This is a genomic window from Pristimantibacillus sp. Z349TD_6 (genome assembly GCF_056173205.1).
In genome coordinates this window covers 7524901-7538829 of sequence record NZ_CM149662.1, presented here as the reverse complement: position 1 = coordinate 7538829, position 13929 = coordinate 7524901, and the positions used below count along the sequence as shown (strand labels likewise).

9 protein-coding genes are annotated in these 13929 nt (G+C 46.7%); 6 read left to right on the top strand and 3 right to left on the bottom strand.

Annotation, left to right across the window (positions count from 1 at the left end):
- Positions 1 to 114: 114 nt before the first annotated feature.
- The 3 genes from AC0VYE_RS32645 (at position 115) to AC0VYE_RS32635 (ending at position 3301) form a co-directional block, all read left to right on the top strand.
- Positions 115 to 1002: a carbohydrate ABC transporter permease gene (locus AC0VYE_RS32645; protein WP_076266328.1), complete on the top strand. Its 888-nt coding sequence runs from the start codon at positions 115 to 117 to the stop codon at positions 1000 to 1002.
- Positions 1002 to 1835 (top strand): carbohydrate ABC transporter permease, encoded by an 834-nt coding sequence (locus AC0VYE_RS32640; RefSeq protein ID WP_475444945.1) that lies wholly within the window; start codon positions 1002 to 1004, stop codon positions 1833 to 1835. The genes AC0VYE_RS32645 and AC0VYE_RS32640 overlap by 1 nt, the downstream gene beginning before the upstream one ends.
- Positions 1836 to 1984: 149 nt before the next feature.
- Positions 1985 to 3301, top strand: coding sequence for an ABC transporter substrate-binding protein (locus AC0VYE_RS32635; protein ID WP_076266326.1), 1317 nt, complete (start codon positions 1985 to 1987; stop codon positions 3299 to 3301).
- A 122-nt stretch (positions 3302 to 3423) separates the two neighbouring features.
- On the opposite strand, the gene AC0VYE_RS32630 is transcribed toward AC0VYE_RS32635, so the two are convergent.
- On the bottom strand, positions 3424 to 4704 hold the full coding sequence (locus AC0VYE_RS32630; RefSeq protein WP_475444943.1) for a glycoside hydrolase family 125 protein: 1281 nt from the start codon (positions 4702 to 4704) through the stop codon (positions 3424 to 3426).
- Positions 4679 to 7504, bottom strand: coding sequence for an alpha-mannosidase (locus AC0VYE_RS32625; RefSeq protein WP_475449803.1), 2826 nt, complete (start codon positions 7502 to 7504; stop codon positions 4679 to 4681). The genes AC0VYE_RS32630 and AC0VYE_RS32625 overlap by 26 nt, the downstream gene beginning before the upstream one ends.
- A gap of 414 nt (positions 7505 to 7918) precedes the next feature.
- On the opposite strand from AC0VYE_RS32625, the gene AC0VYE_RS32620 reads away from it, so the two are divergent.
- From AC0VYE_RS32620 to AC0VYE_RS32610, 3 genes are all read left to right on the top strand, one after another.
- Positions 7919 to 8803 carry an ABC transporter permease gene (locus tag AC0VYE_RS32620; protein WP_372238957.1) on the top strand — a complete coding sequence of 295 codons (885 nt, stop codon included), beginning with the start codon at positions 7919 to 7921 and terminating at the stop codon, positions 8801 to 8803.
- 19 nt (positions 8804 to 8822) lie between these two features.
- The gene (locus tag AC0VYE_RS32615) at positions 8823 to 9734 is read left to right on the top strand and encodes a carbohydrate ABC transporter permease (protein WP_076266323.1); all 912 of its coding nucleotides are present in this window, start codon (positions 8823 to 8825) and stop codon (positions 9732 to 9734) included.
- Positions 9735 to 9854: 120 nt separating this feature from the next.
- Positions 9855 to 11474 (top strand): extracellular solute-binding protein, encoded by a 1620-nt coding sequence (locus AC0VYE_RS32610; protein WP_475444941.1) that lies wholly within the window; start codon positions 9855 to 9857, stop codon positions 11472 to 11474.
- Positions 11475 to 11559: 85 nt separating this feature from the next.
- On the opposite strand, the gene AC0VYE_RS32605 is transcribed toward AC0VYE_RS32610, so the two are convergent.
- On the bottom strand, positions 11560 to 13893 hold the full coding sequence (locus tag AC0VYE_RS32605; protein WP_475444939.1) for a helix-turn-helix domain-containing protein: 2334 nt from the start codon (positions 13891 to 13893) through the stop codon (positions 11560 to 11562).
- Positions 13894 to 13929 lie beyond the last annotated feature (36 nt).

Sequence of the window (13929 nt, the reverse complement as noted above, 5' to 3'; positions counted from 1 at the left end):
ATATAGTCCACCTACCTTATCATCATCCTCTGTGGTTTGATGGGGGACTCGGTTTTATACTGTGAATATCAACAGATACATTGACACATAGGGAAGAGAAAGGGGACGAGAATGATGTCCAAAAAAATCAAGTGGAACGAATGGATACAGCAAACAGTATTTGTTGGACCGGGACTCATTGCCTTTATATTGATTGTGCTTGCGCCATTCGTGATGGGTTTTTACTACACCTTTACGGAATGGAACGGGATGGACCTCGGCAACGCCAAATGGGTAGGAATGAAAAATATAGTTAAGATTTTCTCGGACGATGAGCGTTTTTGGAATGCATTCTGGTTTACGACTAAGTTTACGGCTGCCGCGGTTATCGTCACCAATCTGCTGGCATTTCTGTTATCTCTGCTGCTTACGCGAAACCTGAAGAGCCGCAACATTTTGCGAACCGTATTTTTTCTGCCTAACGTAATCGGGGGACTGCTGCTCGGCTACATCTGGTATTTTATATTCGTAAGGGGCTTTCGGGCTATCGGCGAAGCGACGGGCTTCGGATTCTTTAACCTTCAGTGGTTAGGTACTCCGAATACTGCCTTTTGGGGCATCGTTATCGTATTCGTATGGCAGACGGCAGGGTATATGATGATTATTTATATCGCAGCTATGATCAGTGTGCCGAAGGATTTAATCGAGGCCGCCAAAATCGACGGGGCAGGAGCTTGGCAAATGCTGCGTTCAGTCACCGTGCCGCTTATTATGCCAGCCATTACGATCTGCTTGTTCCTTACGACATCAAACTCGTTCAAAATGTTCGATTTGAACCTGTCGCTCACCGCTGGCGGTCCTGGCAATGCAACGGAATCGATTGCGCTAAACGTTTACCGCGAGGGGCTGGTTAACAACCGTTATGGACTTGGAACAGCGAAAGCGATGATATTCTTCTTCGGCGTAGCTTTAATTACGGTCACGCAGGTATGGTTCACGAAGAAGAAGGAGGTGGAGGCGTAATGGAAAACAAACAGCGCTATACTCCACTCATTTTATTGCTCGAAATTTTAGGTATCGCGGCTGCGCTCATTTTCTTGGCACCGTTCTACTTTTTGATCATCAACTCGTTTAAGGAGCTCAAATTTATTTTGCTCAACGCCGCTTCGCTGCCGGAGAAGCTGGGGCTGGACAACTTCAAGCGCGCATGGGTTGCCATTGATTTTCCGACGGTGTTTCTGAATTCGTTTATGGTGACCTCGATTAGCGTCCTTATGCTTGTCATCGTCAGCTCCATGATGGCTTATCGCTTAGTTAGGCGTCCGACGACCTTTAATAAAATATTGCTGACGGTACTTATTGCTGCCATGATCATTCCGTTCCAATCGGTTATGCTGCCGCTGATGCGCATTACGTCGATGTTCGAATTGCGCGGTCATTTGTATGGTATCGTTATATGTTATATGGGCTTCGGCATTTCCTTATCGATGTTTTTGTATCATGGGTTCATTAAATCTGTTCCGCTAGAGGTAGAGGAAGCGGCGGTTGTGGATGGCTGCTCACCTTATGGCGTATTCTGGCGTATCGTGTTTCCGCTGCTGAAGCCAATCACGGTAACGGTCATTATTTTGAACGTGCTGTGGATTTGGAATGATTATTTGCTGCCAGTGCTCGTTATAAATGATAAGCTGACTACGATTCCGCTCGCCGTGCAAAAGTTTTTTGGCCAATATTTGCGCAAGTGGGATCTCGCAATGGCTGCACTCACGCTTAGTACGATTCCAATTATTTTGTTTTTTTTATTTTTGCAAAAGCACATTATTGAAGGAATTACAGCCGGTTCAGTTAAAGGTTAACGATAAAAAGTTTAATTATGGAAGTTATCAACATTTTACACCTAGAAGTACAATATATTCGGTGTTGTGCCACGTTGTTGCACAATTATAATGACGATGTAAGCGATACAAAAACGAAATGATATATAAAATTTGCGGGAGGTCATAAGATGAAAAAAGTTTCCTTACTTATGCTAGCTGCTATTATGCTCATCGTTCTGGCAAGCGGCTGTGGAAGCAACAACGGCAACGGCGGGAAAGCAACAAATGCACCAAAAGAAACTGAAAAAAACGGTGGAACAGAAGCGACGGCAGCGCCGAAGAAGGACGTTACCATTAAAGTGTTTCAATTCAAGGTAGAGATAGCTGACGCACTTGCCAAAATGGCTGCTGAATACGAGAAGGAAACCGGCGTAAAAGTGGAAATCGAGACACACGGCGGCGGGGAAGACTACAGCGCATTGCTGAAAGCAGAGCTGGCTGCCGGCGAGGAGCCGGAAATTTTCAACTCAAGCGGCTGGGCGGGCTTCGATCCTTACGTGGACCGTGCGACGGACTTGACTGGCGAGGCTTGGGCGAAGGATTTGGTTGAAGCATCGAAAGCGCAAATTACGCGTGACGGCAAGCTGCTTGGCATGCCGATGAACCTTGAAGCTTATGGCTTCACCTACAATAAGGATCTATTTGCAAAAGCAGGCATCACCGACCTGCCGCAAACGCTCGAGGATCTAGAAGCAGCAGCTAAAAAGCTGAAGGATGCTGGCATCATTCCATTCGCGCTTACTTCGGAGTGGTGGTCGATGGGCATTCATACGCTAAATATCGCATTCGCTAACCAAGCTGATCCTGCGGCATTTATTGAAGATGTGAAAGCGGGCAAAGTCAAGCTGAAAGATGATCCGATCATGAAGCAGTGGATTCGCCTAGTGGACATTATGTTCGCGAATGGTCAAGACAATGCGCTGACAACGGATTACAATACGCAGGTAGCGGAGTTCGCAGCAGGCAAATATGCCATGATTCAGCACGGCAACTGGATTCAAGGCATGATTGATGAAATTGATCCTGCGCTTAACCTTGGCATGATGGCTGTCCCTCTTCAAGGCAAGCCTAACGTATTTACCGGCGTACCGAACAACTGGATCGTCAACAGCAAATCCGACCAAGTCGAAGAAGCGAAAGCCTTCTTGAACTGGATGGTTACTTCGGAAACAGGCAAAAAATTCATATCAACCGATTTCAAATTTGTACCGGCATTGTCCTCCATCGAGCCAAACCCAGAAGCGGTAGGCAAAATCGGCGGCGACTTCGCAACCTTCGCGAATGCGAGTCCAGAGCAAGTGAAAAGCTGGAACTGGGATCGTTTCCCTGACGGCATTACACAGCAATGGGGTGCAGCAATGCAAGAATACCTCGGCAAGCAAATTACTAGCGATCAATTGCTTGAGAAATTCGACAAAGCGGTACAGGATATCGTGAAAAAATAATAATTTGAGCAAGCAGAAGATTATGATGCTCCCGTATCTTCTATAATAGAAGAGGCAGCTCCTTAGGTTATTGACCTAAGGGGCTGCCTCTTATTTGTGTGAGAACTTACCCATACATGAGATTATACGATTTCTCTATCCATCGCCTCGCAAATCAACATGGCGAACAGGCTGTTGGACCAAGCGAACCATTCTCGCGAGAATACGGAAGGATCATCCTTATGGAAGCCCTCGTGCATAAAGCCTGTATCAGCATCCGTATTCACGAGCATATCGATTAGCTCTTTTATTTCTTCATTATTATCAGCAGTCAATGCTTGCATCGACAAAGCCATATGCCATACATGCCCGGCAGGCGTATGAGGGCTGCCTATGCCTTTGGCAAATTTGCCTTCAAAGTAAAACGGATTTTCATGGCTCAGCGCAAACCTGCGTGTGTTCTGATAAATGGGATCGTCCACAGGCGCATAGCCGAAATAAGGAATAGACAGCAGTCCAGGTGTACCCGCGTCATCCATAAGACAGTAGTTTCCATACCCATCCGTTTCATAAGCATAAATTTTGCCGAATACCGGATGATTGACGATGCCGTACGCTCTGATGCCAAAGTCGATCTCCTGCCGCAGCTTCTCTGCTCTTGCGGCCAATTCTATGTCGCCATACACTTGATCCGCAATATCCCGAATATAGCCCAAAATAACGACGGCAAACATGTTGGAAGGAATGTTGTAGCCGAACAGGCAAGCATCATCGCTTGGACGGAAGCCCGACCAAGACATGCCTGTGTAGTTGACCGGCAGTCCTAACCCGTCATTTTGCAGCGTTTCGGTTTCTTTAAAGCCTGGACGCACGAAGCGGTAAGGGGACTTTTCTTCATGCCGCTGCTCTGTTTTGATTACATTGACGATCGAGTTTAAGGCTTGATAGCAGGCATCGTCGAAAATATCGCTTTTGCCCGTTTCCTGCCAGTACATATAGGCGAGCTGAGTAGGGAAGCACAAGGAATCCAGCTCATATTTGCGCTCCCACATCCAAGCTGTCATATCCGATTGATCGCCGGCATTATAATGTTTGCCGCTTGCCGTCTCATTAAAAGCGTTCGTATAGGGATCTATATTAATGTAGAACATTTGCCGGCGAATTACGCCGCTAATAATACGCTGCAGTTCAGCATCCTCCTTGGCATAAGGGATGTAATGACGAACCTGCTCCGTAGAATCCCGCAGCCACATCGCCGGAATATCTCCTGTAATGACAAAGGTTGTGCCATCGTCCAGCAGCTTGATCGTTGTCTCCAGCGTATTTGGAAAACAATTTTTGAACAGCTTTTGCAGCTTGGGACGATGCGCAAGGCGCTGGTCTGCCTCAGCTAATACGTTAATGATGGAATCTGGTAATTTCATAAGGTTTGCCTCCTGATTGTAATGAGTAGGTTATAATTTTTGCTTTTCCAATGGTTTGGCGTACAGAGCTGTTCTGAATGCTCGCGGCCTCTTGGCGGCGTTCCAAAATATCGCTTTGATGAATACGCTCTACGCCAAAATTAGCTTCAAACGCCAGCTCCTGCGGCTCGCCCGCAAGGTTGTACCAACGAATAATGACATCGCCGCTTTGCTGCGACACTTTAAAGGCGGACAAAGCGAACCCTTTGCCTTCCCACTTCAGTGCCTCATAGGTTGCCGGGAGCGAGCCTTGTTTAATTCCGGTTTGCAGGTGGAACCAAGGCGCTTGGAATTGGTAAGCTTCCACAAATGCCTCCGAAGAAATAGCATCGCCGGCGTGCGGGAATAGGGAGAACTCTACGGTATGCTCGCCAAGGCACTGCGCCTCTGGTGTCGGGAATACTCCCCAATCTCCCAGCTCAGAAACAGAACGGAGAAGCGTAACCGCTATGGTATTCGATCCATCGCGTAGCACTTCGTATTCGTTAAGACCTTTATTAGCGACGCTTAAGCCATGTTCGCCGTCCGACACACTAACAAATGCATGTTGATGCTGGGCATTGCTTGGATTTATCCACTCCTCCGCTGGCGTCGTATCACGGGAAGCGACCTCGAAGATCGAGTCAGCCAAATGCTTGTTCGACTTCAGCCCAGTAGGGAACAATACGCGAAGGCGATGATCCTTGGCCTGATTATTGAAGGATGCCTCCAGCTGCAGCCCTCTGCCGGATTGCTCTAGGCTAACGAGTGTGACGATGCGCATCGGCACCATATGCTCAACTCGTTGGGCCTGCCGATCACGGAAACGGACCATTTTTCGTTTTTCAGTGGTGAATGTATCATCAGCTCTGGCTGGAATTGCCCATTCATGGACAATCTCGTACGTGACCCGATAAGCTTCATTCTCAACAAGGGTAATAGTTGCCGGAATACCCTTGGTCGTAAGAGGCTGTTCTCCCTCAGGCTGCCGGAATACATATTCATTGCCAATGTCGCCGCAATCCTCGTAAATGCCAAGTCCTTGGAATGTCTTTCCGGTTACTTTATCCGTTAAATGATATGAGCCGTCTGCTTCAAAGCTTACAGCAATAAATTGATTTTCCATGCCGCTTGGGCTGGCGATTAGTGATGTGTTAGGCGCTAAAGCCGGAGCTGCAGCGGATTCTTGCCATGCATACGTTTTGAAGCCAAGTGCCGGAACCCGGCTTGCTTCAAACGTTAACTTTATTTTGCGAGCCATATAAGGCTGGCGGAATTTATCCTTCGGCAGCTCATAACCGAAATGAACGCCTAAATCCTCCACTTTGGCAGCAATCGCATAACCCTCGTCATCCAGCAGAGCCCCATTCTCCAAATGAAGCGGAAGCTTCTCAAGCCGTTCAGCAATGGCAGCAGGGTTAGGTCCTTCCTTGAAATAAGCTTTGGCAACGATGAGCTCCGCGCTTACTGTGCCTCTGCGCTCCCAACCCGTCATGTTGAAAATAGTAACAGGCACGCTGGATTCACCCCATGCTTTAACCCCGCTCGTATCGATCTGTCCCGTAATTGCACTCAAGCTCTCCGCTATGACGGATTCGGCCGTATGGCGGCTCTTATCGAATCGCGTCACCATTTCCTGATGCACTTCGTCTACGCTGCAGCCGCAAATACTGTCATGGGGATGATTTTGCATAAGCGTCTTCCAGGCATAGGTCAATAGCTGATGCGGATAGCTTTGGCCGCCGACTAGATGTGCAAGTGCGGCTAGAGGCTCAGCGCCTTTCTCCAGCAAGGTTTGTCCCCGCTGATTGAGCTGCTTCAAATAAACCCGAGCGGAAGCCGTATTGACGAGCGTGCTCCACCCGTCTGTATGCTGGCTGCGCAGCTCGCCCTCGACCGTCGTCAAATGAGAAGGCAGCTGTCCCTTCAATGCCTCGATATATTGCTCAAAGCTGGAATGAACAAAGGTAACGTCCGGGAAAAGCTCGCTTGCCGTGCGAATGCCCTCGGATAAGTTGGTTTGAACAGGTTGATGATCACAACCGTTCATAAATAGAAGCTCTGGCGTAGAAGCGTATTTGCTGGCATCGCCAAGCCGTTTGGTCCAATAGGCTTTCGCTTCTTCTGGATCAGTCGGCACTTCCATCCCGTTGTTGTACCAGTTAGCAAATAGCAGTCCGAGCACGGACGAACCGTCAGGAGAGGTCCAGTGCATTTCTGAATATGGAGATTCATAGCTGGAGCCGGTCGTTTCACCGACCATATTATCGAAGCCGGTCGGCTTAACGCCCCGTCCAAACACAGCGGTATCAATATCTGCTTGCTTCAGCATTTGTGGAGCCTGCCCCATATTTCCGAAGGAATCGGGGAAATATCCAAGCTTTGAAATAACGCCATAATAAGCAGCGTCTTGATGCCCAATCAACAAGTTGCGGACATTCGCCTCGGAGCTTGTCAGAAATTCATCCTGCAGCACATACCATGGACCGATAATAATTCGGCCTTCTCGAATGTATTTCTCGAGCACTTCTCTTTTCTCAGGATGAATCTGTAGATAGTCTTCAATAATGATTGTCTGTCCGTCCAGATGAAAGCTGCGGAAGCTGTCATCCTCTTCCAAGATGCGAAGCAAATCGTTCATTAGCTCTGCGAGCAGCGTATGGTGGTATTCGTAAGGCATGTACCATTCGCGGTCCCAGTGCGTGTGCGAAATAAGGTGGGCGGTTTTGTTTGTCACGGTCAAAAGCCTCCTGAATTGGATTGGAATTGTATGCGTGTTCATAAGAGATAATTGATAACGGCTGTTCAGAAACAGGCATTCGTAAGAAAGGTTCACACATTTATCCGCAAAGCACAATATGTATCACTTGCACCCCATTTTCGGACAGCATATCTAACACATTAAGAGCGTTCTGATGAGCGAAAATAGGACAACTGTCATTGCGGAAAGCCTGTAAAACCCTATGGTTACGGCGTTTTCGAATGACAATGCAGATCATACATATTTACCGTTGATGGTGAAAATGACTACAATTTGGAATGTAAGCGCTAGTCAATTACAATGCCGGTTGCCGGTTGAGTGAAGCTGCGAATAACAACATAGAGAGAGGAGGATTCGAGAGAGATGGAAGGAAACGAATTGCAAGCTGTTCCATTAAACAAGAAGACAAGCGGAAACAAGTCGCTCGCAAAAAAGATGCTGCAAAACTGGGAGCTCTACTTATTTATGACTCCTGTCATGCTGTACTTTCTTATCTTCCATTATGGTCCGATGTACGGTATCCAGATTGCTTTCAAGAACTTCATTCCGACAAAAGGCATTATGGGAAGTCCGTGGGTAGGCTTCGAGCATTTTGAGAGATTTTTTAACTCCTATTATTTTTGGGACTTATTGTGGAATACGTTCAGCATTAGCTTATATGAACTGGCCATCGGTTTTCCGCTGCCCATTATTCTAGCGTTAGCATTTAATGAAATTAAGAACGGCTACTTTAAGAAAACTGTGCAAACGGTTACTTATGCACCGCATTTTATTTCTGTCGTTGTTATGGCCGGGATGATTATCACTTTCTTGTCGCCATCATCGGGAATGCTTGTAAGGCTCATCGAGCTGGTTGGCTTGGAGCCGGCTGCTTATCTTACGGATCCAAAATGGTTTAAGACGGTGTACGTCTTATCAGGCGTGTGGCAAAGCGCGGGGTGGGGGACAATTATTTATCTTGCAGCATTGTCTGGCGTAGACCCTCAGCTTCATGAGGCTGCTATCGTCGATGGCGCAAGCCGATTCAAACGAGTGCTGCACATCAACTTGCCGACGATTGTACCGACCATCACCATTTTATTGATTTTGAACATGGGCAATATTTTGGGCGTTGGCTTCGAGAAAATTTTGCTGCTGCAAAATCCATTAAATATGGGGTCATCGGATGTCATTTCTACATTTGTTTACCGAACCGGGCTAGTAGATGCACAATATAGCTTTTCTACGGCCGTGGGCTTGTTCAATTCAGTCGTGAATGCGCTATTGCTTATTATGGTCAACAAAATTGCGAAACGCACAAGCGAAACCAGTCTTTGGTAGGAAGGAGGAGCAGAAACGTATGGTTACAGCAGTAAAAGAATCAAAGGGCGATAAGCTGTTTCTCATTTTGAACTATATTTATTTGCTACTAGCGCTAATCGTTGTGTTGTACCCGGTGCTCTATATGGTCAGCGCTTCGATAAGTGATCCGAAATACGTCAATTCAGGCGAAATGTGGCTGTTTCCGAAGGGGATTACGTGGGAAGGGTACAAACTGGTATTCGATAACGCGAAGGTTTGGAACGGATATCTCAATACGATCATTTACACGGTCGTGGGTACGCTGCTCAATCTAGTCGTTACCCTGCCTGCCGCGTATGCGCTGAGCAGAACCGATTTCATCGGGCGCAAGCTTTTCATGGGCATCATTCTAGTTACGATGTTCTTCAGCGGAGGCCTTGTGCCAAGCTACTTGTTAATTAAAAACCTAGGCCTCATTAACAGCATGGGTGCGCTTATTTTGCCAGTCGCAGCCTCAGTATGGAATATCATCGTGGCGAGAACCTTTTTCCAGTCTACGATTCCGAAGGAGCTGCAAGAAGCTGCGCATATGGATGGCTGTACGAACTTGAAGCTATTTGTCCGTATTATTTTACCGTTATCCTCACCGATTATTGCGGTTATGGCTCTCTTCTATGGAGTAGGGCATTGGAATAGTTATTTTTCTGCATTGATTTATTTGAATGACGAGGCGAAATATCCGCTTCAAATGATTTTGCGCCAAATTCTTGTGCTGCAGGAAATGACAGCAGAGACTACGGGTGCCGCGGTTAGCGGTGAAGTAGCGATGGCGATGAATTCCAAGGCAGATGCGGCTTCTTTGGTCAAATATGCGGTCATTATCGTATCGACGCTTCCGATCATTGCCGTTTATCCGTTTTTGCAGCGTTACTTCGTACAAGGCGTCATGATTGGCTCTGTAAAGGGTTAGTTGCCTTGTTCGGAGCTTTTCCGAAGGACTTTGTGAGATAATGGACGAAGGAAATCATTCCTTCGCTTATTATATAGCATCATTTAAATAGAATAGAGGAAAAAAAGGGAGGATTTAAGAATGTACAAATCAAGAAAAGCAGCGTCCTTGCTGCTTGCAGGTGTGATGACGGTTACATTGCTTGCAGGCTGCGGCTCTAACGGCGACAAGGAAAAAGGAAATACGACTGGAGCGGGAGCAGGAGCAGGAGCAGCTGCAAACGTGAATAAGGAAGGTTTTCCAATCGTTAACGAGAAACTTACCTTAACGCTAATGGCGCCGGACATCGGTATTCAGAACTGGAATGACATGCCGGTAATGGACGAAATGGAGAAATTGACGGGCATTAAATTTGAGTATTTGAATGCGCCTAGAGACAGCTTTGATACGAAAAAAAATCTAGTTTTTGCAAGCGGCGATTATCCTAATGTATTGTTTGGCGCAAAGCTAACTCAGGCTGAGGAGCTTAATTATGGTGGACAAGGCATTCTTATTCCACTGGAAGACCTTATTGACGAATATGCACCGAATGTGAAGAAGCTGCTTGAGGCTTACCCGGATATTCGCAAATCCATCACAGCACCGGACGGGCATATTTACTCCTTGCCAAGATTTGATTTAAACCAGCCATGGTACCGCAATCCGCTTTGGTATAACGGCGACTTTCTGAAAGCGCTTGATATTAAGAAAATTCCTGAAACAACGGAGGAATTGTACACTTATTTGAAGCGGGTCAAAGAAGAAGATCCGAACGGCAATGGCCAAAAAGACGAAATTCCACTCGCTTCCTCCTCGAAGATGAGAGATTTGCGGACGTGGATTCTAGGAGCGTTTGGCGCATATGAGGAAGAAATTTACGTAGATGACAAGGATGTTGTTCATTATACGCCTATGGAAGAGCCTTACAAGGCGTACCTGGAATACATGAATCGTCTTTGGAGTGAGGAACTGCTCGATCATGAGTCCTTCTCTCAAACGGATGATCAGAAGAAAGCAAAAGCTAAAAACAATCAAGTCGGATTGTTCTCGGAGTGGCATGCATACTTTACACTCGGCGGAGAGCCAGACACAGAAGATGTGCTGTTCAGCCCTGTGAAGAGCGATATGGTAGCAGCTCCTGCAATTGCAAAAAATAGAGGTTATTCAACAGGCGCCTTCGCAATTACGAGCAGCAACAAAGCGCCTGAAGCGTCGATGCGTTGGGTCGATTATTTGTACTCCTATGATGGAGCAATGCTGTTTGACAAAGGACCTGAAGGCACGCTTTGGAAATACACAGACAAAGCTTCAATGACGAAGGAATGGCTGCCTGTTCCAGGCGGCGGCGATCGGGAGGAATACCGCTCAACACTTACGCCTAACTATGGTATTGCCGCGCCTATGGTAATTAGCGATGACCTTACAAAGGGCTTGAAAACAGAGTTCGATGAGTGGGTAGCCAAGGAAAATAAGGAAAAGCTGTTGGATCGCGGTGCAAGAGTTCCGTTTCCAGCTTTGTTCTTAACTGCAGAAGAGTCGGCTGAGGTTACAAAACTTCGCTCTGACCTGAGCACTTATGTTATGCAAATGGAAGCTAAGTTTATTACAGGTCAAGATTCGATTAGCGGTTGGGATAAATACGTTGGCACGATCAAGAAAATGGGTGGAGAACGGATGGCGGCGATTTATCAGACGGCATACGACCGCTGGAAAACGAGCTAACATCCAAGTAAATAAGCCAACTCTTGCACCGGGAACGGTGCTTAAGAGTTGGCTTTGATTATGAGCATGATGACAATGATGGGCTTTACTCCACATGGTGGACTTCGGGAGCATTAAGCTTACGGTATTGCCCTGGGGTAAGGCCTGTTTCTTTCTTAAATTTACGAATAAAGTTCGGTGTATCCAAGTATCCGACTTGCTCAATAATGTCTTTAAGTGGAGCATCGGTGCTCAGCAGCAGGCGCATGACCTCATCCATACGGCAGCGCGAAATATATTGTGAAAAGTTGAGGCCTGTTTTTTCTTTGAAGCTGCGGCTCAAATAGGAAGTTGAGATTGCGTATTTCAAGGCGATATGCTCCAGACTGAGCGTGTAATCCGCATATTGTTGATCCACGTACGCTACGATATCGTCCATTAAAGAATGCTGCTCGGTCTCGGTATTTCGTTCCACCTGGTCGCAAATTTGTTCGGCAAGCCTGTTCAGCTTTTGTTCGGTTTCTTCGAGTGTATCGAAGGTTGCCAAGGCAGAAATGTGCTGAATAACGCTGTGCATGCCCATTTCAGAGGCTGCCCGCAGCAAGGCGTTTAGCAGGTCATAGCAAAAGCAGCGCAGTAAGGATACCGACAATGACTCGTTTTTCATATCAAGGATGATGCTGCTAATCATTTGTCTGGCTACGATTGCGTTTCCTTGCTTTAAGCTTTGCTCTAGCTTGAGCAGCGATTTTTTGGAGATCCAGAAGGTCTCTGTATCCGGCGAGCTGAGCTCTGCCAAGTGTTCAAAGTAAGTGACATGGCCATTACCGCCTGCCAATCGGAATTCCAGCGCGGTAGCCGCTTCGATAAAGGATTGATTAAGCTCTGCCAGATTCTCGTATGGCGTACCAACCCCTAGCGATGGCAGCAGCTGCGAGTTTTCCATAATCATGAGCTTTATGGACTCAACGATTTGTTCAATCTGCTCCTGCAAAGGTACGGACTCTGTTGGTACAAGGCTAACCATGAACGCAAATTGCTCTGCAGGGGAGAACTCGATCCCATAAACTCGCGAATGAAGATCCGGCAGCTCCAATTCATGGAGCATTTCCTGCATCTGCTGGCGTTCCTGACGGGAATTTTCGCCCGTATTGGAAGCATTCCAAGCCAAAATAACAGAGAAATAATACCCTTGCCCCTGCGGAAGCTCAAGCCCTGCATCCAAGACTAGCTGCTCGATCTCTGGGTCGTCAGGCTTGCCATGCTTGAGTAGAAGAAGTAAGCATTGATTGCGAACATAAGGCACCTGTATATCTATTCGAGCATTATAATCATGAATGGTCTGCTTGATCCAATCCCATTCATTGCTGATTTTTGCTGAATCTAATGCAGTGCTTTTGCTCTTTTGTTTGGCGAACTCCATTAAATCTTTAATGGGATGGTATTGACGCTTGGCCAATAACATAGCTGCGGCAATGCCCGTCAGTACGACGATACTGAATACTAGCAGAATCAGAGTCTGAATGTGAACGACACGGCTGAAAAATTGATGGCTCGGCATTGCGGCGACGTAAGTCCATCCATTCTCTTGCGATAGGACAGCAACAACAGACTGCTTCTCGCCGTTCAGTGTCAGGCTGTGAATGCCTGGCTGCAAAGCAGAGAGGATAGCTAAGTCACCCTGCGGCATGCTTGCTCCATGATTATTGGCCGTCAGCATTTTGCCGTCCTGATCAAAGATGTAGCTGCTGCCGGAAAAGTTGTTGAGGATGGAATCCATCACTCCGGTCAGCTTGGACTCTTCCATCAAATAGACAACGGTTCCATAAGGAAAAGGATCATTTGGCATAATCGGAACGAGCAGTGTAAGCATAGATTCCTTGCGATAGTTAACGTTGACCTGCTCAGCAGGACGCATAATCGGACCTTTGGCTTCATTTAGGTCATGAAGCAAATCCTCTTTACTCACTTGATTAAACTGATAGGTTTGGCTGAATAGAACATCTACATTGGTAAGACCGCGAGATGAGTAAATAGTAGAATCATCATGGAAATATAGAAATAAATCTTCCAAAATGCTGCTGTTGGCTTTGTAGGTAGAAAGTTGACGAATAGCTTCCCAGCCAAAATAGGGATCACGAACCATATAAGGCGTTAATTGCTCGTCGTAGGCTATTTTGCTGGCGATTTCCTGAAGCTCTCTCATCCGGTCATCAATCGTCATTTTCACTTGATTCAATTGATTCACATTGGACTGCTCTATCTCCGAGCGAAGACCAGTGACTGCGTTTTCATAAACGAATATGGTAACTCCGGTCAAAGGGATTAGGAAGATAAGTATGTACGACAAGGCGTATTTCAGAAGCAAGCTTGATTTCAAATGATTCCAATTTATTTTGGCTCGTGACAACGAAGTTGACTTATTTGTGAGCTTTGACACGACTGTGTTCGCCTCCAGTACGTAATTGTAATCCAT